A 21,970-nucleotide genomic window follows, 5' to 3' on the forward strand; every position below is an offset into this window, starting at 1 on the left:
GACTTCAGCCTTCGCCGCTTGCGTCCTGCGGCATCAGGAAGTGGCCGGTGGCCTGGGCAAACAGCTTGTCCTTGTGGTCCTGCCAGGCCTCCACATGCACCGAGGCATAGCGGCGGCCGGAGCGGTTTACACGTGCCCGTGCATAAGCATCCCGCGGCAGGCCGGAGCGCAGGTAATCGACGGTGAAGTCGATGGTCTTGGGCTGGCGCGGCAGGTTGCCCTTGGCCATCTGTGCCGGGTCCAGGTCGCCGGATTCAATGCGCGGCCAAAGGAAGGACCAGTTGAGGGTGATCATCGAGGTGATCTCAAGAAATGCCGCGGTAACGCCGCCGTGGATGGCCGGCAGGAAGGGGTTGCCGATCAGCTTGTCGTCGAAATTCAGCTGCGCCGTCAGCTCATCGCCGCGGCGGTCGAAGGTCACGTTCAGGAATCGGATGTACGGCACCGAATCCACCAGCGCCGACAGCGCGGCATCGCGGCGCTGCTTGACCACCTGGATCGGTTCGGGACGGGGGCGGCTCAAAACTTCTTCTCCACGGTAAAGGCGCCTGCGGCGGTGGCGACAGGGCGGTCCTGGTCCTCATCCATCGCCACGGCGCGGACAAAGGCGACGGTGCGGGTGATGTGGTGGCAGGTTGCGCGGGTGGTGATCGGCTGGCCGGGCGTGGCGGGCCGCATATAGTCGATGCGCAGGTCGATGGTCGCGGTGCCGCCGGGAGCGGAGGGGTGGCTCATCACCGCTGCGCCGCAGCATGTGTCCATCAGGGCCGACACCGCGCCGCCGTGAATCACCCCGGTGGCCGGGTCGCCGATCAGCTTTTCGTCATAGGCCATGCGGATTTCGGCGGTGCCGTCGCCGATCTCCGTCAGCTTCATGCCCAGTTGCTTGGCATGCGGGATCGCTTCGATGAACTGGCGAGCGAGCTGGGTCTTGTCGGCCATGGGGCTGTCCCTTTGAAATCTCTGCCCTATCTTTGGCTGCGGCCCGGCGAAAGCGCAAGTGTGCCGCCACGGAGGTTGCACTGTTCGCTGCAAGTGCATAGGTTCCCGGCAAGGGAGAAAACGGATGACCGACAACAGATTGTCATTCAAGGAAATGTGCGCAGAGTTCGACGTGACCCCGCGGACGCTTCGCTATTATGAATACATCGAATTGCTGCAACCGGACCGCGAAGGCCGCTCGCGCTATTACGGCGCGCGGGAGCGCGCCCGGATGAAGCTGATCCTGCGCGGGCGCAAGTTCGGCTTTCAGCTGGAAGAGATCCGCCAGTGGCTGCTGATCTATGAGGAAGAGGGCAACGACGCCCAGAACCATGCCTTTATGGAAATGGCCGACCGCCAGCTGGTGGAGCTGGAGAAGCAGCGCGAACAGATCAATGAGGCCATTGATGAGCTGACCGCCCTGCGGGCCAGCACCAAGGCGCTGCTGAAGTAACGCAGCCAAGTCCGGCGCGGCGCAAACGCCCGCCGGGCCAGCGCATGCCGCCGGCATGGCGCTGCGGCTCGCACTGGCGGCATTGTTCACGCCAAATACCTCTCCTTTCTGAGTATGCAGCCGCATTGCAGCTACGCCCGCCCGGCGGCTCGGGGCGGCGCCTGCGGCGTGTGTCCTGGCCATTGGATTCGCCCCTCGTCCTGCCCCCGTTTGCGGGGGCCAAGGCCGCTTCCGCCTCCCCCGCACACCGAAACGCGGCGCCACATAATGTTCGTATTGCGAACTGTTACCGCCCCCAAAAGTGACGCAACGTACAACTTACGTAAACGTAAAGTCAGTCTTGATCGAAAAGCCGGAAGTGCTCAGCTTAGGGCTGCACCAAGCCGTAAGAGTGACGACGATGACCGAAGAAACCATGACCATCCGCGAGATGTGCGAGGCCTTTGACGTGACGCCCCGCACCCTGCGGTTTTACGAAGCCAAGGAACTGCTGTTCCCGATCCGAGACGGCCAGAAGCGGCTGTTCACCAAACGCGACCGCGCCCGCCTGAAGCTGATTCTGCGCGGCAAGCGGTTCGGGTTCAGCCTGGAGGAAATCCGCCAGCTGCTGGATCTGTACCACGTCGGCGACCAGCAGGTGACGCAGCTGACCAAAACCTATGAGATTGCCAAGGACCGGCTCAACGATATGGAGCGCCAGCGCGAAGAGCTGACCGAGGCGATCGAGGACCTGAAAGACCAGCTCGCCTGGGGCGAAAAGATGATCGCCTCGATGCGGGCCCAGAAAAAGGCTGCCGAATAGGCAGCCGCCCTGCCCCACTGCCGGCCTGCCCGGCGCCAAACCAAGTCCAACAAGCCCCCTGAAGAGGACCCTAATGCCTTCTTATACAGCCCCCGCCAAAGACGCCCAGTTTATTCTGCATGATGTCCTGAAGGTCTCTGGCCAGGATATCCCCGGGTACAACGAGCTGGAACCTGAATTCACCGGCGCCGTGCTGGAGGAAGCGGGCAAGATCGCCAGCGCAGTTCTGCACCCGCTGAACGTGGTGGGCGACACCGAAGGCTGCCGCCTGGAAAACGGCGTGGTCTACACGCCCAACGGGTTCAAGGACGCCTTTGAGCAGGTGAAGGAAGGCGGCTGGCCGGGCATCGACATGCCGGAAGAGTTCGGCGGCCAGAACATGCCCTATGTGATCGGCACCGCAGTGGGCGAGTTCTTCTCGGCCGCCAACCAGGCCTTTACCATGTACCAGGGCCTGACCCATGGCGCCGCCTCGGCGATCCTGGCGCATGGCACCGACGCGCAGAAAAACACCTATCTGCCCAAGATGGTGTCCTGCGAGTGGACCGGCACCATGAACCTGACCGAACCGCATTGCGGCACCGACCTGGGCCTGATGCGCACCAAGGCGGAACCGCAGGATGACGGCAGCTTCCGCATCTCGGGGCAGAAGATCTTCATCTCCTCCGGCGATCACGACATGGCGGAAAACATCGTGCACCTGGTGCTGGCCAAGATCCCCGGCGGCCCCGAGGGCATCAAGGGTGTCAGCCTGTTCATCGTGCCCAAGTTCCTGGTGAACGAGGACGGTTCGCTGGGCGAGCGCAACGGCGTCTCGGTCGGCAAGATCGAAGAGAAGATGGGCATCCACGGCAACTCCACCTGTGTGATGAACTATGACGGCGCGGTGGGCTACCTGCTGGGTGAAGAGCACAAGGGCATGCGCGCGATGTTCACCATGATGAACGAAGCGCGTGTGGGCGTCGGGATGCAGGGCCTGGCGCAGGCTGAGGCCGCCTATCAGAACGCTCTGGAATACGCCAAGGACCGCCTGCAGGGCCGCGACGTGACCGGTGCGAAGAACCCGGACGGCCCGGCCGATCCGCTGATCGTGCACCCGGACATCCGCCGCTCGCTGATGGATCAGAAAAGCTTTGCCGAGGGCGCGCGCGCGTTCCTGCTGTGGGGCGCCACCCTGATCGACCAGGCGCACCGCGCGGGCGACAAGGACGCCGACGGCCTGATCTCGCTGATGACGCCCGTGATCAAGGGCTTCCTGACCGATCAGGGCTATGACATGACCGTGCAGGCGCAGCAGGTTTATGGCGGCCACGGCTACATCGAGGAATGGGGCATGTCGCAATACACCCGCGACGCCCGCATCGCGATGATCTACGAGGGTGCCAACGGCGTGCAGGCGCTGGACCTGGTGGGCCGCAAGCTGGGCCAGCACGGCGGCAAATACGTCCTCGCGTTCTTTGATCTGGTGAAGAGCTTCTGCCAGGAAAACAAAGATATTTCCGAGGCATACACCAAAGACTTCATCAAACCCCTGCAGGCGGCTTCCAAGGATCTGCAGGCGGCCGGCATGTTCTTCATGCAGAACGGCATGAAAGATCCCAACCACGCGCTGGCGGGCTCTTATGACTTCATGCACCTGTTCGGCCAGGTCTGCCTGGGCCTGATGTGGGCCAAGATGGGCAAGGCGGCGCAGGAAGCGCTTGACGCGGGGGCCGGTGACGCGGCGTTCTATGAGACGAAACTCGCAACCGGCCGGTACTATATGGCACGGCGGCTGCCCGCGACCAAACTGCACCTGGCCCGCATCGAAAGCGGTGCGGACACGGTGATGGCCCTGGACGCGGACGCCTTCTGATGCCTTTGGGCGCCCCGTCGCGGGGCGCCCGACACAGCCCTGGCCGGTGCCTTGACATGCAAAGGACCGATAGATGCCGAAACGCTTCCGCCTGACCCGCCGCTTCCCCGTCGCGATGACCGAGGACGGCTACCGCAAGCTCAGGAAATTTGCCCAGGAGGCGGGGCTGGACGAGGGAGAAGCGCTGTCATTCCTGTTCGAGCATTTCGACAGTGTGACGGACCAAGAAAACCTGACCCACCGGCTGCGGCTGTTCAACGCCGAGCTGGAGGCGCGCAAAAGATAGGCCCGAACGCGGCCGAGGGGAGAAAAATGACCAGCACGCAGTCCGCCTGGATGACGGAAGAGCACCAGATGCTTGCCGAAATGACGGCCCAGTTCATCACCAATGAATGGGCGCCCAAGTTCGAGACCTGGCGCAAGCAGGGCATGATGGACCGGGAAACCTGGCAGCAGGCCGGTGAACTGGGCCTGCTGTGCCCTTCGGTTCCCGAAGAGTACAGCGGTGCGGGCGGCGATTTCGGCCATGAGGCGGTGATCCTGATGGAAGGCAGCCGGGCCAACCTGGCCAGCTGGGGCCACGGCATCCACTCCGGCATCGTGGCGCATTACATCCTGGCCTATGGCACCGAAGAACAGAAACAGCGCTGGCTGCCGAAGATGGTGACCGGCGAACTGGTCGGCGCGCTGGCGATGACCGAACCTTCGACCGGGTCGGATGTGCAGGCGATCAAGACCAAGGCGGTGAAGGATGGCAACGCCTACCGGCTGTCCGGGCAGAAGACCTTCATCACCAACGGCCAGCACGCCAACCTGATCCTGGTCGCAGCCAAGACCGACCCTGGCGCGGGCGCCAAGGGCGTGTCGCTGGTGGCGGTGGAAACCGACGGCGCCGCGGGCTTCAGCCGCGGCCGCAACCTGGACAAGATCGGCTGCCATGCGGCGGACACCTCGGAGCTGTTCTTCAGCGATGTGGAGATCCCGCCGGAAAACATCCTGGGCGGCGCCGAGGGCCAGGGGTTCTACCAGATGATGCAGCAGCTGCCGCAGGAGCGCCTGATCATCGCCTGCGGTGCGGTCGGCGCGATGGAGGGCGCGGTGGAGCGCACCGTGGCCTACTGCAAGGAGCGCGAGGCCTTTGGCGGCCCGATCCTGCAATTCCAGAACACCCGCTTCAAGCTGGCCGAATGCCTGACCAAGACCAAGGTCGCGCGCGCCTTTCTGGATGAGTGCATCGCCGAACACCTGCAGGGCCGCTTGAGCGTCGAGAAGGCGGCAATGGCCAAATACTGGATCACCGACACCCAGGGCGAAGTGCTGGACGAATGCCTGCAGCTGCATGGCGGCTACGGCTACATGCAGGAATATGCCGTGGGCGAGATGTGGGCCGATGCCCGCGTGCAGCGGATCTATGGCGGCACCAATGAGATCATGAAGGAGCTGATTGCGCGGTCGCTGTAGGCGCAGGGGCCGCGGCGGCGACGCGGGAGGCCGATGATGGATTTTGAGTATTTGGGGAAAGATGAAGCAAAGGCAGTGTCCCTGCCCCCAAGCCTTCGCCAAATGGGCAGGGACGTCTTCACCTTTCACGGCCATCGGCTCTCCAGCCTGTGCCGCAGGACCAAGGTAGCACGCTGCGCGCAGACGCAGGTTAACGCCCCATCATCTTTCCAAAAATACTCCACGGGGGCGCGGGGGTGTGAAACCCCCGCTCCGCCAGCAGACACAGGGAGCAACACATGACAATCAAACTGCATTGCTTCGGCGAAAGCGGCCACTCCTACAAGGCGGCCTTGGCGCTGGAGCTATCGGGCCTGGCCTGGGAGCCGGTGTTTGTCGATTTCTTCAGCGGCGCGCACCGCACTGACGATTACCGCGGCCTCAACGTGATGGCGGAGGCGCCGGTGCTGGTGGACGGGGATGTTCGCCTGTCGCAGTCCGGCGTGATCCAGCAGTACATCAGCGACAAAACCGGAAAGTTCGCAGGCCGCCCCGAGGACAAATACGAGGTTCTGCGCTGGGTCCTGTGGGACAACCACAAACTGTCCAGCCAGGCGGGCATGACCCGGTTCCTGATGCACTTCATCCCCGAGGACAAGCGCCCGCAGGAGGTGATCACCTTCATGCAGGGCCGCCTGAAAGCGGCCTTCAAAACCCTGAACACCCATCTGCAGGGCCGCGAGTGGATCGTGGGCGATGGACTTTCCAACGCCGACCTGACCTGCTGCGGCTACCTGTTTTACCCGGAGCCCTTCGGCTTCGACCGGGCCGACTGGCCCCATATCGACGCCTGGCTGGACCGCATCAGCGCCCTGCCCGGCTGGAAACACCCCTATGACTTGATGCCCGGCAACCCGTCGGACCGGGCCTGAGGAGAGCAAGATGACAGACGCATATATCTATGACGCGCTGCGCACCCCGCGCGGCAAAGGACGCAAGGACGGCTCCTTGCATGAGGTGACCTCGGTCCGCCTCTCCGCCCTGACGCTGAACGCGATCAAGGAGCGCAACAACCTGGAAGGCCACGCGGTCGAGGACGTGATCTGGGGCAACGTGACCCAGGTGATGGAACAGGGCGGCTGCCTGGCGCGCTCCGCTGTTCTCGCCTCTGATCTGGACGAGCGCATCCCTGGCCTGGCGATCAACCGCTTCTGCGCCTCCGGCATGGAAGCCGTGAACCTGGCGGCAAACCAGGTGAAGGGCGGCGCGGGCGATGCCTATATCGCAGGCGGCGTCGAGATGATGGGCCGGGTTGCCATGGGCAGCGACGGTGCGGCAATCGCCGTGGACCCGAGCCTCGCGATGGAGACCTATTTCGTGCCGCAGGGCATCTCGGCCGATATCATCGCGACCGAGTATGGCTTTACCCGCGATCAGGCGGACGCATTGGCGATGGAATCGCAGCGCCGCGCGGCCAAGGCGTGGGAAGAGAAGCGGTTCGAGAAATCGGTGATCACCGTCAAGGACCAGAACGGACTGCCGATCCTGAGCCATGACGAATACATGCGGCCCGGCACCGACATGCAGACGCTTGGCTCGCTGAACCCGGCCTTCCAGATGATGGGCGAGCAGATGCCGGGCTTTGATAAGGTCGCGATGCTGAAATACCCGCACCTGGAGCGGATCAACCACATTCACCATGCGGGCAACTCCTCGGGCATCGTGGACGGCGCTGCGGCGCTGCTGATCGGCAACAAGGAGTTTGGCGAAAAGCACGGCCTGACGCCGCGCGCCCGGATCAAGGCGACCGCCAAGATCGGCACCGATCCGACCATCATGCTGACCGGCCCGGTGCCGGTGACCGAGAAGATCCTGGCCGACAACGGCATGTCGATCGGCGACATCGACCTTTTCGAAGTCAACGAAGCCTTTGCCTCTGTCGTGCTGCGGTTCCAGCAGGCGTTTGACGTCGACCCCGACCTGGTGAACGTCAACGGCGGCTCCATCGCCATGGGCCACCCGCTGGGCGCCACCGGCGCGATCATCATCGGCACCCTGCTGGATGAGCTGGAGCGTCAGGACAAGCAAACCGGCCTCGCCACCCTGTGCATCGCCTCGGGTATGGGCGCCGCAACGATCATCGAGCGGGTCTGATGCCGAAGCTGGACCTATCCCAACTGCCCTGGCGGACCGGATCGGACTACCCCGGCAAGCTGGCCGAGGCCTGCAAGGGCCGCAGCGTGCAGCCGCTGGGGGATCCCGGCGGGCTCAGCCAGTTCGGCGTCAACATCGTCCGGCTGGAGCCCGGCGCGGCCTCTTCCTTGCGCCATTACCACATGGAGCAGGACGAGTTCGTGATAGTGACCGAGGGCAGCTGCACCCTGATCGACGATCAGGGCGCGCATGAAATGCAGCCCGGCGACTGCGCCGCCTTTCCGGCGGGCGAGGCGAACGGCCACCACCTGGTGAACCGTTCGGACAAGCCGGCGGCGTTTCTGGTGGTAGGGACCCGCACCGAAACCGAGACCGGCTATTACAGCGATTTGGACATGATGGTGAAACTTGCCGAAGGGCAGTTCACCTTCACCCGTAAGGACGGCAGCCCGCTGACGGCTGACCAGACTGGAGAGAACTCATGAGCGATTTCAAATACGACGTGGACGCAGACGGCGTCGCAATCATCACCTGGGACGCCGAGGGCAAGAGCATGAACGTCCTCACCCGCGAGGCCTTTGGCCTGGTGGAGCAGTACGTGGACCGGGCGCTGGCGGACGATGCCGTCAAGGGCATCGTGATCACCAGCGGCAAGAAGGACTTTGCTGGCGGCATGGACCTCAATGTGCTGGCCACAATCCGCGAGGAGTCGGGCGACAACCCGGCCCAGGGCCTGTTCGACTTTACCATGGGCGGCCACCGCATCCTGCGCAAGCTGGAGCTGGCGGGCATGGACCGCAAAACCAAGAAGGGCGGCAAGCCGGTGGCCTGCGCCATCAACGGCACCTGCGCCGGCATCGGCACCGAGATTGCGCTGGCCTGCCATCACCGGGTGATGACCGACAACCCGAAGGCCAAGATCGGCCTGCCCGAGATCATGATCGGTATCTTCCCCGGCGGCGGCGGCACCATGCGGTACTCCCGCATGGTGGGCGCGATGGCGGCGGCTCCGGTCCTGCTGGAAGGCAAGATGATGGACCCGAAGAAGGCCAAGGGCGCGCAGCTGATCGACGCCGTGGCCGAGGATCCGCTGGCGGCGGCCAAGGAATGGGTGCTGAACGCCAAGGACGCCGATCTGGTCAAGCCCTGGGACGCCAAAGGCTACAAGATGCCGGGCGGCGCGCCCTATCACCCCGCGGGCTTCATGACTTTTGTCGGCGCATCGGCGATGGTGCACGGCAAGACCCAAGGCGCCTTCCCGGCGGCCAAGGCGCTGCTCTCGTCGATCTATGAGGGCGCGCTGGTTGATTTCGACACCGCGCTGAAGATCGAGGCAAGGCATTTCACTTCGGTGCTGATGAACCCCTCGTCCTCCGCCATGATCCGCAGCCTGTTCCTGAACAAGCAGGCGCTGGAAAAAGGCGCAGTGCGGCCCGCCGGCGTGCCGGATCAGTCCGTGAAGAAGATCGGCGTGCTGGGTGCCGGCATGATGGGTGCGGGCATCGCGCTGGTCTCCGCTCAGGCGGGCATGGAAGTGGTGCTGATCGACCGCGACCAGGACGCTGCTGACAAGGGCAAGGCCTATTCCGCCGCCTACATGGACAAGGGCATCAAGCGCGGCAAGGCGACCGAAGACAAGAAAGAGGCGCTGCTGGCGCAGATCACCGCCACCACCGATCTGGACGCGCTGAAAGGCTGCGACCTGATCATCGAAGCGGTTTTCGAGGACCCGGGCGTCAAGGCCGAGATGACCAAGAAGGTTGAGGCGATCATCCCCGAAGACTGCATCTTTGCCTCCAACACCTCCACCCTGCCGATCTCGGAACTGGCCAAGGCATCGAGCCGCGCGGATCAGTTCATCGGCATCCACTTCTTCTCGCCGGTTGAGAAGATGTTCCTTGTGGAGATCATCAAGGGCAAGGAGACCGGCGACCGCGCGGTGGCCAAGGCGCTGGACTACGTGCGCCAGATCCGCAAGACGCCGATCGTGGTCAACGACGCACGCTTCTTCTACGCCAACCGCTGCATCATCCCCTACATCAACGAAGGGATGCGGATGATCACCGAGGGCGTCTCGCCCGTCCTGATCGACAACGCCGCACGCCAGCTGGGCTTCCCGGTCGGGCCGGTGCAGCTGACGGATGAGACCTCGATTGACCTGGGCGCCAAGATCGCGCGGGCGACCAAGGCGGCGATGGGCGATGCCTATCCGGAAAGCCCGGCAGACGATCTGATCTTCTGGATGGAAGAACAGGGACGTCTGGGCCGCAAGTCGAACGCGGGCTTCTTTGAGTATGACGAGAAGGGCAAGCGCACCGGCTACTGGAAGGGCCTGCAGGAGAAATATCCGCTCGCGGCTGAACAGCCCGATCTGATCGAAGTGCAGGAACGGCTGATGTTCGCGCAGGTGCTGGAAGCGGTGCGGGCGCTGGAAGAAGGCGTGCTGATGGACATCCGCGAGGGTGACGTGGGCGCGATCCTGGCCTGGGGCTTTGCGCCCTGGTCGGGCGGTCCGCTGAGCTGGCTGGACATCCTGGGCACACCTTATGCAGCGGAGCGCTGCGACAGCCTGACCGAGAAGTTCGGCGAGCGCTTCACCTGCCCGGCGCTGCTGCGCGAAATGGCGGAGAAGGGCCAAAGCTTTTATACCCGTTTCGCCCCGGAAAAATCCGCGGCGGCCTGACGGCACCTCTGAAAATCAAAAACGGCCGGGGTTTCACCCGGCCGTTTTTTTTCCGTCCTGCTGCCGCGGATCAGCTCAGCGGCGGCTGATACTCTGCCCCGGTCATGGCGGCACCGGGGGCCGCCCACTGCTCGTCCCCGGCCATCATCGACAGCACCAACCCGCGCGCCTCATCCGCTGGCAGCACCCTGTAGGCGCCTTCTTCCTGATAGACCCGCCCGCACATCAGATCGCGCGGCGCCGCGGAATACCCCAGCATCCCGGCCTCCAGATAGATCACCTGATCCTGGGCAAAACGCGGCGTGACCAGATCCAGCTGCGCCCCCGGATGCATCCGGCGGATACCGCGGTAGCCCTCCAGCGCGCAGGCAGGCACCACCGCGAAGGGGTCGCCGCGGGCATCCTCCACCAGGTCGCTCTCCAGCAGCACGCCCTGATCCGGCATCAGCCACAAAGGCACCCGGTTCATCAGCGCATCGCGCGGCACCAGCAGCGGGCAGCGGGCCGGTTCCAGCTCCCCCTCGCCCGGCAGAACGGTTTCGCGCTGCAATTCCACGATGGTCTGCATCCCGTGATCAAAGGTCAGCACCTTGTCGCCCGCCGTCAGCGCCTCCACCGGGCGCCAGCCCAGGTTGGACGCCACATGGGTGCCCGCCAGGAAGCCGCCCTGCCCAACGGGGATCAGGGGGAATCCGCTGTTCATGGCCCGACCCATCGAGACCTGCGAGCGTTTCAGAAGCCAATCCAGCATCCGAGATCCTTTCCTGCGGCCGCGGTGGAAACCCTGCCGGCCAGGCCGGTCTTTTCCTTCTTTCCTCGCCACTTATGGGCCGGAATTGAGGCAAAAACCGGTCAATGTTTACGGTTTCGCGCCCGTCCGCCTGCCCGGAGCCTGTTTGAACCCCGCACTGGCGGCCTCAGCGCTGCATCACGTCACTTGGATAGGAGGAAATCGTTAAAAGAGTATTCAAATTGCGCGATATCCTGCGCGCAGGCTTCGGCTATGGCCTCCGCCGCGGCATCGTCGTAATAGATCCGCCAGTCGCGCTGGCGGCCGCTTTCGTTGATGCGCGGCAGGTCCAGCTCAAAACCGAGGTGATCAAACAGCGGGCGTGCGTCGTTCTGCAAATGCTCCAGCCGGATATAGAGCCGGCACTGCTCTGTTCCATCGGCATGCCGCATGTAGGAGGATGCCGGGCTGGCGCGGAAGGCGCTGATGATGTCCGGATGCTGCACAAACGCACGAAACTCCTGACGCTGCGCCAGACCGACGGCCGGATGATCAAAGCTCTGCTCCCGCAGCCAGTGAAAATAGCTCACCGCCCGGTCCCAGGGGTTGCGTACCAGGGTGAAGGCAAACAGCCCGCGCAGCTTTTCCTGCGGCACCAGCCCTTCGATATCGGCCAGTGTGGAGTGCTTCCACAAGCGCCCGCGCGCCTGCGCGTTCCGCAGGCGGCGGCGGCGCTTCAGCGCTTTCGGGGTATCGCCCAGCATCATGTCGTCCGCCATGGCGCGCGCCTCCAGCGCCAGCGACAGGGCGGTGCCGCCGGTCTTGGGGATATGGATAAAGACGTATTGGCGGCCTTGCGACAGGATCATGCGCCGACCCTAGGATATTGATCCGCTGATGGAAATGCAGATCTGCACCTTGCGGTGCAGGCCTCCGGCGGGAGTATTTGGGGAAAGATGAAAGCGCAGCGCGCGCCCCGCCCTTTCACCTTTTCGCAAATACTCCGGGGTGAATTGGCCCGCTAGGGCCAAGAGGGGCAGAGCCCCTGCCCGCCTACCGCGAGCGCAGCGCGATGGTGCTTCCGGCGGCAATGATCAGCGCAATCCCCAGCATCTGCCACCCGTTCAGCATCTGCCCCCAATAGGCCCAGGCGACGCCCGGGCCGACGATCATCACCGAGTATTCGAACACGGCAACATAAGACGCCTCACCCAGCTGGTAGGCCTTGGTGATCAGGAACACGCCGCCCACCGCCGCGCAGCCCTGCAGCAGGATCAGGTGCGAGATCTCCCACAGCGGCCAGACCCAGCCGCGGGTGACAAAGCCGTCAGCGCCCGCAGGCACGTCTTGCGGCCAGACCTCCAGACCCGCCAGCAGCATCGCGCCCAAGGCGCCCTGCACCAGCAGGTAGATGAACAGCATCGCCACCGTGCTTTCGCCCTGGCAGTAAAGCCCTGTCGCCAGAGAGCCGAGCGCATAGAACAGCCCGCCCGCCACCGGCACCAGGATCAGCCAGTTGAAGGCCGCCGGGTCCGGCTGCAGCACCATCAGCACGCCGGCAAAGCCGCACAGCACCGCAGCAACCCGGACCCAGCCGATCCGCATCCGCAGGAACAGCACCGAAATCACCACGATCAGGATCGGCGAGGTGAACAGCCCCGCCAGCGCCTGGGCAATCGGCATCAGCGCCACGGCGGAGAAGTAGAACACCATCGACACCGCCACCAGAACCGCCCTGAGCAGCACCGCGCCGAAGTTGCGGGGGCTGAGCCCGCCCAGCCCGGCCCGCGCCATCAGCCACAGGAACGGCAGTGCGACAAATGTGCGCAACAGGTAGAACTGGCCCAGCCCGATGGTCTCAGCCATCAGCGGCACGACGTTGTCTGTGATGCCGATGATCAGCATCGCAGCCAGCATAGACTGCGCGGCGGCAGCCTGGCTGCCGGCAACGGGGGCTAGGGTTGCTGTTTGTTTCATACCCTTCCCATTGCCCGCAACTTTCCGCAATATCTGTCCTCTAAGCGACACCAAAGTGATTCAGGGGAGGAAACTGATGGGGTGGATGGCGGATGAAACCGGTCTGGAGAAGACCGCCGCAAATTATGTGCCGCTGACGCCGCTGTCGCATCTGCAGCGGGCAGCACAGGTGTTTCCGGATCGTCCGGCCGTGGTCTATGGCAAGCACCGCAAAACCTATGCCGAGTATCATGAGCGCTGCACGCGGCTGGCTTCGGGCCTGGCCAAGCTGGGGGTCAAGCCCGGTGATGTGGTGGCGACCCTGCTGCCCAACATACCCGCCCAGGCGGAGGCGCATTTCGGGGTGCCAGCCTGCGGCGCCGTGCTGAACACCATCAACACCCGGCTGGATACCAGCACGGTCGCCTATATATTTGAGCACGGCGAAGCCAAGGCGGTGCTGGTCGACCCGCAGTTCCTGGAACTGGCGGAGGCCGCCGTGGAGGAGATGGAAGGCCCGGCCCCTGTGCTGATCGAAGTGGCGGATGATCAAGCCACCTGGCACGCCACCGGCCGCCACACGGAATACGAGGCGCTGCTGGTCGGCGGCGACCCGGATTTCCAGTGGATCATGCCCGAAGACGAATGGGAAAGCCTGGCGCTGAACTATACCTCCGGCACGACCGGGCGGCCCAAGGGCGTGGTCTACCATCACCGCGGTGCATATCTCATGACCATGGGCACGGTGGTGTCCTGGCGGATGGTGCTGCACCCTGTCTATCTGACCATCGTGCCGTTGTTTCACTGCAACGGTTGGAACCACACCTGGATGATGCCGCTGGTGGGCGGCACCCTGGTCTGCTGCCGCGATATCAGCGCACAGAACATTTACAATGCCATTCACTACGAGGGCGTCACCCATTTCGGCGGCGCGCCGATCGTGCTGAACATGCTGGTAAACGCATTGGACGAGGAGCGGCGCACCTTCGACCACACGGTCGAGGTCTTCACGGCAGGCGCCCCGCCCGCCCCGGCGACGCTGTCGAAGATCGAGGACCTGGGCTTTAACATCACCCATGTCTACGGGCTGACCGAAACCTTCGGCCATGTCACCGAATGCTACTGGAAGACAGAGGACTGGGACGGGCTGGACAAGGCAGGCATCGCCGCCAAGAAGTCCCGCCAGGGTGTCGCCATGCCAATGCTGGAGCCGGTGGTGGTGCGCGACAGCGAACACAACGTGCTGCCGATGGACGGCCAGAGCCAGGGAGAGATCGGGTTGCGCGGCAATGTGGTGATGAAGGGCTACCTGAAGAACCCGGAGGCCACGGCCGAGGCCTTCAAGAACGGCTATTTCAACTCCGGCGACCTCGCCGTGCAGCACCCCGACGGCTATATCCAGATCGCAGACCGGGCCAAGGATATTATCATCTCGGGGGGCGAAAATATCTCCTCGGTCGAGGTGGAGGGTGTGCTGATGGCGCATCCGGATGTGCTGCTGGCCGCAGTTGCGGCGATGCCGGATGAGAAATGGGGTGAGGTGCCTTGCGCCTTTGTCGAGCTGAAGCCCGGCTCCAGCACCGACGAGGCGGCGCTGATCGCCTTCTCGCGGGAGACGCTGGCAGGCTTCAAGGCGCCCAAGAAAGTGGTGTTCCAGGAGCTGCCCAAGACCTCCACCGGCAAGATCCAGAAGTTTGAACTGAGGAAAATCGCCAAGTCTCTGTAAGAATTCTGGGCGAAACGGCTTCAGGGGCGGCAAAGCAAATTGCCGCCCCTGTTTTATGTGATTATTCTGGCGGCAACGATAAACACGGGGGCCGGGCGGGCTGCATGACGGCATTGAAGGAATTCGAGCGGCTGGAGGCTGCGGGCTTGTGGCGCGCAGATCCGGAGGCGCAGCGGCGGGATGTGATCATCTCGCTGGGCGATGCGACGCTGACCATTGCCAGCATGAACGACCGGCCGCTGGCGCATTGGTCGCTGGCGGCGGTGGAGCGCGCCAATCCCGGCGTGTTCCCGGCCCTGTTCCACCCCGATGGCGATCCCGGCGAAACGCTGGAAATCGCCGAGGATGAGACCGCCATGCTGGAGGCGATTGCCCGGGTGCAAAACGCGATCGGGCGGTCGCGCGCGCGGCCCGGGCGGCTGCGGGCGGTCAGCATCCTGGGCACGCTGGCGCTGGTTCTGGCGCTGCTGGTGCTGTGGCTGCCCGGCGCCGTCACCCGCCACGCCGTCAGCGTGGTGCCCGAGATCAAGCGCAAGGCCATCGGCCAGGCGCTGCTGGGGCGGATCGAGCGGGTCTCCGGCCCGGCCTGCGCCACGCCTGAGGCGGCGCCGATCCTGAAAGACCTGGCGCAGCGCACCGGGGTGCGGCAGCTGGCGATCCTGCGCTCCGGCATTCCCGGCAGCCTGCATCTGCCAGGTGGTATCGTTTTGCTGAACCGCTCCTTTGTGGAGGATTTCGAGGATCCTGCAGTGGCGGCCGGCGCGATTCTGGCGGAGCGTGCCCGGGCTGGGGCCCGCGACCCGATGGTTGATCTGCTGGAGGCGGGCGGGGTTCTCGCCTCGTTCAAACTGCTGACCACCGGGGATGTGGACCGGTCCACGCTGGACGCCTACTCCGAGACCACCCTAGCCAGCCCCCGCCCCGCGCTTGCGGATCAGGTGCTGCTGGCGGAGTTCGCCCGCGCTGCTCTCCCCTCCTCGCCCTATGCTTATGCGCTGGATATCACCGGTGAATCGGTGCTGGGCCTGATCGAGGCCGACCCGATGGCCGGCCGCGAGCTGGAGCCGGTTCTGAACGACCGCGACTGGGTGCAGCTGCAAAACATCTGCGGCTGACCCCGCCGGCGTCCATCCCCCGCCTCCCCGCCAATCGCGAAAATGCGCCGGATCTGCTAGGATCGTGAAATCTGCGCAAATGCACGTTCAGGGGGGTGGGTCATGACGGAGAATGCAGCCAGTTTCACGGGGGATATTCCCAGTCACTACGACAGCGGCCTGGGACCGGTCATTTTCCAGGACTATGCAGATGACCTGGCGGACCGCTGCCGCAGCCTTGCCCCGCAAGATGTCCTGGAGCTGGCTGCAGGAACAGGGATTGTTTCGCAGCGGCTGCGCAGCAAGCTGCCGCCGGGCTGCAAGCTGACGGTTACGGATTTGAACGAACCAATGCTGGAGCTGGCAAAGGCAAAGCTGCCCGACACCACGAATCTCGCCTTCCAGCCTGCCGATGCGATGGCGCTGCCCTATGCCGATGGCAGCTTTGATCTGATTGCCTGCCAGTTCGGGGTGATGTTCTTTCCGGATAAGGCCGCCGCCTTCCGGGAGGCCGCGCGGGTGCTGAGACCCGGCGGGCATTATATCTTCAACGTGTGGGCGCCGATGGCGAAAAACCCGTTTGCGGAAATTGCCGACACCGAAGCCGCGCGGTTTTTCCCGGAAGATCCGCCGGGTTTCTACAAGGTGCCGTTCCATTACGGCGCCCCCGAAGCCGTGAAGGCGGATCTGAACGGAGATGACTGGGCTGAGACCAGCCATGACCCCGTCACGCTGGAGAAAACCCTTGATGATCCAGAAAGATTCGCTGAGGCGCTGGTCTATGGCAATCCGATGATCGACGAAATCCGCAGCCGGGGCGGCGTTGATCCCGATGAGGTCGCCAGCGCCATCCTGGACGCCCTTCGCAGCCGCTTCGGACCGCCGCCGCTGCGGATGCCCCTTGCTGCTTTTGTCTTTACCTGCCGGCGGAATTAGCGCCGGATTGCAGGCTGTCACCGGCACATGCCGTGCAGCAACGGCAAAAGGCCGGGCAGAGACCCGGCCTTTGCACCATTTTTTCGAGAACTGCTACCTGCTGAGCCGGGCGCCGCTGAAACCCGCACGCTGCACCCTGGCCAGCGCCGCTGCGGCCTGGCCGCTGTTGCGGTAAGGTCCCGCCAGAACCACCTTGTAGGGCCGGCCCTTGCGGCTGACGGTGCCAAGCCGCACCTGCAGACCGGCCCCGGCTAGCTTGCGGGCGGCGGCGCGGGCCTGTTCCGCGCTGGCATAGGTGGCGGCCCGGACGTAGCGCTGTGCCGTAACGGCTGACTTCGGCGCTGCCGTGCCGGGCGCCGAGCGGGTGGAAATGCGCAGCTCTGATGCCCCGGCCTCTGCCGGGCTGCGGCGGGCGTCGCGCGGCAGGCTCACCGTGGGACGGTCCAGCGGCAGCCTCACCAGTTTGCGCGGCACGCCATCGGTCCAGATCCGCGCCATCTGCGCGTCCCCCTGCGGCGAGCGCAGACCGCGCATCGGGTTCAGGCGGCCGTCCCCGCGCTCAACCAGCAGATAGCCGGGCGGAACCTTGGCAGCACCGTTCAGCACCGCAGGCCGGACCGTGCGCACCGCGCGCTGCGGATTGAGGCGCCCGTCGGTCCAGACCGGCCGGTAGCCCTGGGGCACCTGGAAACTGTTGCTGAGGCGGCGGTCCTGGTAGATGTGCGTCTGCACCACCCGGGTGTTCGGTGTCAGCGCCACGGAGGACTGCGGCGCAGCGGCGGCGGGCGCCAGAGCAGGAGCGGGGGCTGCCTGCACCACTTCCTTGACCGCGGGCCCGGGGGCAGCGGCAGGCGCCGGGCGGGCGCTGGCGGTTTGCGGAGTGCGGCGCGGTTTGGCTGTGGTCACCGCCGTGGGCGGCGGGGCGGCCGCAGCAGGCGCGGATTCGGCCTGCGCAGCCGGAGCGGGCTGGGCTGCCGCCGTCTGCGCGGGCTGCTGGCTGGGCTCCAGCGTGATCAGCTCCGGCGCGGCGGCGCGCGGCTGCTGGCGGGTGGTTCCGGCCAGCTCTGTCGGCTGCATGCCGCAGATCTGCTTGCGCGAGCGCGTCACCCGCGGCACCCAGGTCACGTTGCCGTCGATGCCTGCCCGGATATAGACGCAGCCGCGGCTGTCGACAAATTGCCGGCCGTCGTAGGAGGCTGGCGGATATTCGGCGGGCGGGCTGGTTGGGCGCAGGGTTTGTGCCTGTACACCTGCCGCGCCTGACGTCGCCGCGATGATGGCCAGTGCAATAATTCTAGTTATTTTCATTCCTGCGCCCCACAAAATATGGCTGCAGGATGCCTGACTCTGGCTTGTGAGTAAAGATTCTGCGGCAACAATAGGGCTGCGCCGCGGCAATTTTTGCGCCAATTGGAGCTAGTGTCCGCAAGGGCCGGGTCAGCCCGCGTGCGGCCAAGGCGCCGTGAAGCGCCTTGGCGCTGTTGCGGTTACTTGGTGCCGAACATCCGGTCGCCCGCATCGCCCAGGCCCGGCAGGATATAGCCCTTGGCATTGATTTCGCGGTCCAGCGACGCAGTCACGATCGGCACATCCGGATGTGCTTGCTTCATCCGGGCAACGCCTTCGGGCGAGGCCAGCAGGCACAGGAAGCGGATGTTGTTGGCGCCGGCCTCCTTCAGCAGGTCAACGGCAGCGGCAGAGCTGTTGCCGGTGGCCAGCATCGGGTCCACCGCGATCACCAGACGGTCCTTCAGGCCTTCGGGCGCCTTGAAGTAATACTGCACCGGCTCCAGCGTTTCCTCGTCACGGTAGAGGCCGACAAATCCGACGCGGGCCGAGGGGATCAGTTCCAGCACGCCGTCGAGCATACCGTTGCCCGCGCGCAGGATCGACACCAGCGCCAGCTTCTTGCCCGCCAGGATCGGCGCCTCCATCTCCTCCATCGGGGTTTCGATATTGGTGGTGGTCAGCGGCATCTCGCGGGTGATTTCATAGGCCAGCAGCTGGGTGATCTCGCGCAGCAGGCGGCGGAAGCCCGCTGTGGACGTGCCCTTATCCCGCATCAGGGTCAGCTTGTGCTGCACAAGCGGGTGATCAACAACGGTCAGGTGGTCGGTCATGGGGCACTCCTAAAGTTTGGTTTTGCGCGCTTTTACGGGCTTGGCCGGAACAGGCAAGCGGGTTTTGACCATCGGGTCAAAGAAAGCTCTTGCCCGGGCCTTGGGCCGGGACGTCCAGATGGGCCGCGATCGAGGCCGCCACATCTGCGAATTTGGCCTGCCCGACGGGGCCTGCGTCAAGCCCCGCGATCAGCACCGGCACCTGTTCGCGGGTGTGGTCGGAGCCGGGCCAGCTGGGATCATTGCCGTGATCGGCGGTCAGCAGCAGCATGTCGCCGTTGCGCAGCTTGGGCAGCAGGCGGCCGATTTCAGCGTCGAACCACTCCAGCGCGCGGGCGTAGCCTGAGATGTCCCGGGTGTGGCCGTACAGGCTGTCGAATTCGACGAAGTTGGCGAATGTCAGGCTGCCGTCCTCTGCCGTCTCCACTGCGTCGAACAGATGCTCCATCAGCTGGGCATCAGCGCCTTTTTTCAATGTGTTGATGCCGGACATGGAGAAGATGTCGCCGATCTTGCCGATGGCGTGGACCTTGCGCCCTGCGTCCTGGACCCAATTGGTCAGCACCGGCGCAGGCGGGGTGATGGCAAAATCGCGGCGGTTGGTGGTGCGGGTGAACCCCTGGTCCGCCGACCCGATGAAGGGGCGCGCGATGACCCGCCCCACCTTCATCGCGTGCAGCCGCGGGGCAATGGCCTGGCAAAGCTTCAGAAGGCGGTCGAGGCCAAAGGTCTCCTCATGCGCGGCGATCTGGAACACGCTGTCAGCGGAGGTGTAGCAGATCGGCTTGCCGGTCCGCATGTGTTCCGCGCCGAGGTCGTCGAGGATCACCGTGCCGGAGGCGTGGCAGTTGCCGAGGATGCCGTCGGTGCCCGCCTGCTCCGCGACAAAGGCGGTCAGGTCCTCGGGGAACGAGGGCGACTGGTCGGGAAAGTAGTGCCAGTCCCAGGGCACCGGCAAGCCCGCCAGTTCCCAATGGCCCGACGGCGTGTCCTTGCCGCGGCTGAGCTCGCTGGCAGAGCCCCAGCGGCCCTGCGGTTCGGTGTCCAGGCCCGGAAACGGCACGGATGACGCCAGCCGCATTGCCGCGCCGAGGCCAAGCCGTTCCATGTGCCGCACGTTCAGCGGGCCGCTGCGGCCCTCATCCGCCTTACCGGCCCCGCAGGCCTGAGCGATATGGGCCAGCGTGTTGGCGCCAAGGTCCGGCAGATCGCCGTTGAAGAAGGTCCCGGCGTCGGGCGCGCCGCCGATGCCGACGGAGTCCATCACCACAAGGAAGGCACGGGGCATCAGGAGATCCTTTCGTGAACCAGCGGCGGCAGGGTGTCCGGCGCCTCGCCGATGGAGACCGCCGCGAGAAACGCCGCCTCCGCCATTTCTGCCGCATCATCGCTGGCCGCGTGGATGCGGGCAAGGGTGTCCCCTGCCCCAACGTGCTGGCCCAGGCGGACAATGTCCGAAATACCGACACCCGGGTGGATGCGGTCGCTTTCCACCATGCGGCCGCCGCCAAGGCTGACAACCGCCAGACCGAGCGCTTCGCCGTTCATGGCAGCGACATGGCCGGCCGAGGGCGCTTTGACCTCGCGGATGACTTCTGCGCCGGGCAGATCGTCCTGCCAGCTGGCGGTAAAATCCGCAGGCCCGCCCAGGGCCGCGATCATCCGGGCAAAGCGGTCCGCAGCGCGGCCATCGGTGAGTGTGGCGGTGATCTTGGCCGCGCCCTCTGCCGTATCCGCGGCCAGACCGGCGTGGGCCAGCAGTTCGCCGCCCAGAACCGCCGAGATTTCGGCCAGCGGGCCGGATGCATCGCCGGTCAAGACGCGCATCACCTCTGCCACCTCCAGCGCGTTGCCCAGGGCCGGCGCCAGCGGCTGGTTCATGTCGGTGATCAGCGCCGAGGTCTTGCAGCCGGCCGCATTGGCGGTATCGCACAGGGATTGCGCCAAGGCGCGGGCCTCATCGGCGGTTTTCATGAAGGCCCCGGAGCCGATCTTGACGTCCAGCACCAGCGCGTCCGGGCTGGCGGCCAGCTTCTTGGACAGGATCGAGGCGGTGATCAGGTCGACACTTTCGACTGTCGCTGTCACGTCGCGGATGGCGTACAGCCGCTTGTCCGCCGGCGCGATCTGCGTGGTGGCGCCGACAATGGCGCAGCCAACGTCCTGCATCATGCCCCGCAAGCGATCCTCGCTGACCTGAATGGAGACGCCGGGAATGGCCTCCAGCTTGTCCAGGGTGCCGCCGGTGTGGCCCAGGCCGCGGCCAGAGATCATCGGCACATAGGCGCCGCAGGCGGCCAGCGCCGGGGCCAGCAGTAGCGAGACGCAGTCGCCCACCCCGCCGGTGGAATGCTTGTCCAGCACCGGCCCGTCCAGATCCCACTCCAGCACGTCACCAGTGTCGCGCATCGCCAGCGTCAGCGCGCGGCGGCCCTCGACGCTGAGGCCCTGCAGGCAGACGGCCATGGCAAAGGCCCCGGCCTGCGCGTCCGTCACGCCGCCGCTGGCAAGCCCTTCGGCAAACCAGCGCAGCGCGTTCTCGCCTGGGGTTTCGCCGCGCCGCAGCTGCGCGTTGATGGCGCGGGCGTCCATCAGCTGCGCTCCATATGGTCCGTATCAAAGGCGCCGGGCAGCAGCTCGCCTATGGTGGTTTCCTGCTCGGCGCCGTCAGTGGTGGCCATGATGACCTTCACATCGCCGGTGCCGAATTCCTTGATCTTCTGGCGGCAGCCGCCGCAGGGCGTGATCGGCGACGGGCAATCGGCGATCACATAGACCTCCGCCAGCTCTTTTTCCCCCGCGGCAACCATCGCGGCGATGGCGCCGGCCTCGGCGCAGGTGCCTTCGGGATAAGCCACGTTTTCGACGTTGCAGCCCACATAGATCTGGCCGGAGGCAGAGCGGATGGCAGCGCCGACCTTGAAGTTGGAGTAAGGCGCGTGGGCGTTTTCGCGGACGGCGGCGGCAGCGGCTTTGAGGCTCATGGCGATTCCCCGGTTTTTTTGATCATTTGGTCAAGATGCCGCAGGATAGCGGAAA

The 21,970-nt window shown here is 65.0% G+C and carries 22 protein-coding genes; 12 read left to right on the forward strand and 10 right to left on the reverse strand.

Features of this window, described 5'->3' with window-relative positions; translation table 11 throughout:
• Positions 1-4: 4 nt before the first annotated feature.
• Both CAER_RS0125445 and CAER_RS0125450 read right to left on the reverse strand, forming a co-directional pair.
• Positions 5-523 carry a PaaI family thioesterase gene (locus CAER_RS0125445; protein WP_027238008.1) on the reverse strand — a complete coding sequence of 173 codons (519 nt, stop codon included), beginning with the start codon at positions 521-523 and terminating at the stop codon, positions 5-7.
• Positions 520-942, reverse strand: a complete 423-nt coding sequence (locus CAER_RS0125450; RefSeq protein ID WP_027238009.1) for a PaaI family thioesterase — start codon at positions 940-942, stop codon at positions 520-522. Before CAER_RS0125450 ends, CAER_RS0125445 begins: the two co-directional genes overlap by 4 nt.
• 124 nt (positions 943-1,066) lie before the next feature.
• Between CAER_RS0125450 and CAER_RS0125455 the strand changes: the two genes are divergently transcribed.
• The 9 genes from CAER_RS0125455 to CAER_RS0125495 all read left to right on the forward strand — a co-directional run bounded on the left by CAER_RS0125455 (position 1,067) and on the right by CAER_RS0125495 (position 10,369).
• Positions 1,067-1,435, forward strand: coding sequence for a MerR family transcriptional regulator (locus CAER_RS0125455; protein WP_027238010.1), 369 nt, complete (start codon positions 1,067-1,069; stop codon positions 1,433-1,435).
• A 400-nt stretch (positions 1,436-1,835) separates the two neighbouring features.
• Positions 1,836-2,237, forward strand: a complete 402-nt coding sequence (locus CAER_RS0125460; RefSeq protein ID WP_027238011.1) for a MerR family transcriptional regulator — start codon at positions 1,836-1,838, stop codon at positions 2,235-2,237.
• Positions 2,238-2,310: 73 nt separating this feature from the next.
• The gene (locus CAER_RS0125465; RefSeq protein WP_027238012.1) at positions 2,311-4,092 is read left to right on the forward strand and encodes an acyl-CoA dehydrogenase C-terminal domain-containing protein; all 1,782 of its coding nucleotides are present in this window, start codon (positions 2,311-2,313) and stop codon (positions 4,090-4,092) included.
• 73 nt (positions 4,093-4,165) lie between these two features.
• Complete coding sequence (locus CAER_RS0125470; RefSeq protein WP_027238013.1) at positions 4,166-4,378, forward strand: hypothetical protein; 213 nt, start codon at positions 4,166-4,168, stop codon at positions 4,376-4,378.
• Between the two features lie 26 nt (positions 4,379-4,404).
• Positions 4,405-5,553, forward strand: coding sequence for an acyl-CoA dehydrogenase family protein (locus CAER_RS0125475; RefSeq protein WP_027238014.1), 1,149 nt, complete (start codon positions 4,405-4,407; stop codon positions 5,551-5,553).
• Between the two features lie 278 nt (positions 5,554-5,831).
• The gene (locus tag CAER_RS0125480; protein ID WP_027238015.1) at positions 5,832-6,464 is read left to right on the forward strand and encodes a glutathione S-transferase family protein; all 633 of its coding nucleotides are present in this window, start codon (positions 5,832-5,834) and stop codon (positions 6,462-6,464) included.
• A 10-nt stretch (positions 6,465-6,474) separates the two neighbouring features.
• The gene (locus CAER_RS0125485) at positions 6,475-7,686 is read left to right on the forward strand and encodes an acetyl-CoA C-acetyltransferase (protein ID WP_027238016.1); all 1,212 of its coding nucleotides are present in this window, start codon (positions 6,475-6,477) and stop codon (positions 7,684-7,686) included.
• Positions 7,686-8,171 carry a cupin domain-containing protein gene (locus CAER_RS0125490; protein ID WP_027238017.1) on the forward strand — a complete coding sequence of 162 codons (486 nt, stop codon included), beginning with the start codon at positions 7,686-7,688 and terminating at the stop codon, positions 8,169-8,171. The genes CAER_RS0125485 and CAER_RS0125490 overlap by 1 nt, the downstream gene beginning before the upstream one ends.
• Positions 8,168-10,369, forward strand: coding sequence for a 3-hydroxyacyl-CoA dehydrogenase NAD-binding domain-containing protein (locus tag CAER_RS0125495; protein ID WP_027238018.1), 2,202 nt, complete (start codon positions 8,168-8,170; stop codon positions 10,367-10,369). Before CAER_RS0125490 ends, CAER_RS0125495 begins: the two co-directional genes overlap by 4 nt.
• A gap of 70 nt (positions 10,370-10,439) precedes the next feature.
• On the opposite strand, the gene CAER_RS0125500 is transcribed toward CAER_RS0125495, so the two are convergent.
• The 3 genes from CAER_RS0125500 to CAER_RS0125510 all read right to left on the reverse strand — a co-directional run bounded on the left by CAER_RS0125500 (position 10,440) and on the right by CAER_RS0125510 (position 13,076).
• The gene (locus CAER_RS0125500) at positions 10,440-11,120 is read right to left on the reverse strand and encodes a Hint domain-containing protein (RefSeq protein WP_027238019.1); all 681 of its coding nucleotides are present in this window, start codon (positions 11,118-11,120) and stop codon (positions 10,440-10,442) included.
• A 182-nt stretch (positions 11,121-11,302) separates the two neighbouring features.
• The gene (locus CAER_RS0125505) at positions 11,303-11,968 is read right to left on the reverse strand and encodes a sulfotransferase family 2 domain-containing protein (protein ID WP_027238020.1); all 666 of its coding nucleotides are present in this window, start codon (positions 11,966-11,968) and stop codon (positions 11,303-11,305) included.
• A 184-nt stretch (positions 11,969-12,152) separates the two neighbouring features.
• Positions 12,153-13,076 (reverse strand): DMT family transporter, encoded by a 924-nt coding sequence (locus tag CAER_RS0125510; protein WP_027238021.1) that lies wholly within the window; start codon positions 13,074-13,076, stop codon positions 12,153-12,155.
• Between the two features lie 76 nt (positions 13,077-13,152).
• On the opposite strand from CAER_RS0125510, the gene CAER_RS0125515 reads away from it, so the two are divergent.
• The 3 genes from CAER_RS0125515 (at position 13,153) to CAER_RS0125525 (ending at position 16,811) form a co-directional block, all read left to right on the forward strand.
• On the forward strand, positions 13,153-14,781 hold the full coding sequence (locus CAER_RS0125515) for an AMP-binding protein (RefSeq protein ID WP_027238022.1): 1,629 nt from the start codon (positions 13,153-13,155) through the stop codon (positions 14,779-14,781).
• Positions 14,782-14,885: 104 nt separating this feature from the next.
• Positions 14,886-15,896 (forward strand): hypothetical protein, encoded by a 1,011-nt coding sequence (locus CAER_RS0125520; RefSeq protein WP_027238023.1) that lies wholly within the window; start codon positions 14,886-14,888, stop codon positions 15,894-15,896.
• 102 nt (positions 15,897-15,998) lie between these two features.
• Positions 15,999-16,811: a class I SAM-dependent methyltransferase gene (locus tag CAER_RS0125525; protein ID WP_027238024.1), complete on the forward strand. Its 813-nt coding sequence runs from the start codon at positions 15,999-16,001 to the stop codon at positions 16,809-16,811.
• A 93-nt stretch (positions 16,812-16,904) separates the two neighbouring features.
• Here the strand turns inward: CAER_RS0125525 and CAER_RS0125530 are convergent, their stop codons facing one another.
• From CAER_RS0125530 to CAER_RS0125550, 5 genes are all read right to left on the reverse strand, one after another.
• Positions 16,905-18,119 carry an SPOR domain-containing protein gene (locus CAER_RS0125530; RefSeq protein ID WP_027238025.1) on the reverse strand — a complete coding sequence of 405 codons (1,215 nt, stop codon included), beginning with the start codon at positions 18,117-18,119 and terminating at the stop codon, positions 16,905-16,907.
• Positions 18,120-18,298: 179 nt separating this feature from the next.
• Positions 18,299-18,931, reverse strand: a complete 633-nt coding sequence (upp, locus tag CAER_RS0125535; protein WP_027238026.1) for a uracil phosphoribosyltransferase — start codon at positions 18,929-18,931, stop codon at positions 18,299-18,301.
• 76 nt (positions 18,932-19,007) lie between these two features.
• Entirely contained in the window at positions 19,008-20,219 is a 1,212-nt protein-coding gene (locus CAER_RS0125540; protein WP_027238027.1) for a phosphopentomutase, read from the reverse strand.
• A complete protein-coding gene (locus CAER_RS0125545; protein WP_027238028.1) occupies positions 20,219-21,523 on the reverse strand; it encodes a thymidine phosphorylase in 1,305 nt (434 codons plus the stop codon). Before CAER_RS0125545 ends, CAER_RS0125540 begins: the two co-directional genes overlap by 1 nt.
• On the reverse strand, positions 21,523-21,915 hold the full coding sequence (locus CAER_RS0125550; RefSeq protein ID WP_027238029.1) for a cytidine deaminase: 393 nt from the start codon (positions 21,913-21,915) through the stop codon (positions 21,523-21,525). The genes CAER_RS0125545 and CAER_RS0125550 overlap by 1 nt, the downstream gene beginning before the upstream one ends.
• Positions 21,916-21,970 lie beyond the last annotated feature (55 nt).

Origin of the sequence: Leisingera caerulea DSM 24564, from assembly GCF_000473325.1 — a bacterium.
GTDB classification, from domain to species: Bacteria; Pseudomonadota; Alphaproteobacteria; order Rhodobacterales; family Rhodobacteraceae; genus Leisingera; species Leisingera caerulea.

Excerpts from the sequence above, each read along its gene's own strand:
- CAER_RS0125520 (WP_027238023.1), top strand. The coding sequence starts at position 14,886 with ATGACGGCATTGAAGGAATTCGAGCGGCTGGAGGCTGCGGGCTTGTGG.
- CAER_RS0125455 (WP_027238010.1), top strand. The coding sequence starts at position 1,067 with ATGACCGACAACAGATTGTCATTCAAGGAAATGTGCGCAGAGTTCGAC.
- CAER_RS0125550 (WP_027238029.1), bottom strand. The coding sequence starts at position 21,915 with ATGAGCCTCAAAGCCGCTGCCGCCGCCGTCCGCGAAAACGCCCACGCG.
- CAER_RS0125495 (WP_027238018.1), top strand. The coding sequence starts at position 8,168 with ATGAGCGATTTCAAATACGACGTGGACGCAGACGGCGTCGCAATCATC.
- CAER_RS0125475 (WP_027238014.1), top strand. The coding sequence starts at position 4,405 with ATGACCAGCACGCAGTCCGCCTGGATGACGGAAGAGCACCAGATGCTT.
- CAER_RS0125530 (WP_027238025.1), bottom strand. The coding sequence starts at position 18,119 with ATGAAAATAACTAGAATTATTGCACTGGCCATCATCGCGGCGACGTCA.
- CAER_RS0125460 (WP_027238011.1), top strand. The coding sequence starts at position 1,836 with ATGACCGAAGAAACCATGACCATCCGCGAGATGTGCGAGGCCTTTGAC.
- CAER_RS0125525 (WP_027238024.1), top strand. The coding sequence starts at position 15,999 with ATGACGGAGAATGCAGCCAGTTTCACGGGGGATATTCCCAGTCACTAC.
- CAER_RS0125500 (WP_027238019.1), bottom strand. The coding sequence starts at position 11,120 with ATGCTGGATTGGCTTCTGAAACGCTCGCAGGTCTCGATGGGTCGGGCC.
- CAER_RS0125480 (WP_027238015.1), top strand. The coding sequence starts at position 5,832 with ATGACAATCAAACTGCATTGCTTCGGCGAAAGCGGCCACTCCTACAAG.
- CAER_RS0125510 (WP_027238021.1), bottom strand. The coding sequence starts at position 13,076 with ATGAAACAAACAGCAACCCTAGCCCCCGTTGCCGGCAGCCAGGCTGCC.
- CAER_RS0125465 (WP_027238012.1), top strand. The coding sequence starts at position 2,311 with ATGCCTTCTTATACAGCCCCCGCCAAAGACGCCCAGTTTATTCTGCAT.
- CAER_RS0125515 (WP_027238022.1), top strand. The coding sequence starts at position 13,153 with ATGGGGTGGATGGCGGATGAAACCGGTCTGGAGAAGACCGCCGCAAAT.
- upp (WP_027238026.1), bottom strand. The coding sequence starts at position 18,931 with ATGACCGACCACCTGACCGTTGTTGATCACCCGCTTGTGCAGCACAAG.
- CAER_RS0125540 (WP_027238027.1), bottom strand. The coding sequence starts at position 20,219 with ATGCCCCGTGCCTTCCTTGTGGTGATGGACTCCGTCGGCATCGGCGGC.
- CAER_RS0125450 (WP_027238009.1), bottom strand. The coding sequence starts at position 942 with ATGGCCGACAAGACCCAGCTCGCTCGCCAGTTCATCGAAGCGATCCCG.
- CAER_RS0125505 (WP_027238020.1), bottom strand. The coding sequence starts at position 11,968 with ATGATCCTGTCGCAAGGCCGCCAATACGTCTTTATCCATATCCCCAAG.
- CAER_RS0125490 (WP_027238017.1), top strand. The coding sequence starts at position 7,686 with ATGCCGAAGCTGGACCTATCCCAACTGCCCTGGCGGACCGGATCGGAC.
- CAER_RS0125545 (WP_027238028.1), bottom strand. The coding sequence starts at position 21,523 with ATGGACGCCCGCGCCATCAACGCGCAGCTGCGGCGCGGCGAAACCCCA.
- CAER_RS0125485 (WP_027238016.1), top strand. The coding sequence starts at position 6,475 with ATGACAGACGCATATATCTATGACGCGCTGCGCACCCCGCGCGGCAAA.
- CAER_RS0125470 (WP_027238013.1), top strand. The coding sequence starts at position 4,166 with ATGCCGAAACGCTTCCGCCTGACCCGCCGCTTCCCCGTCGCGATGACC.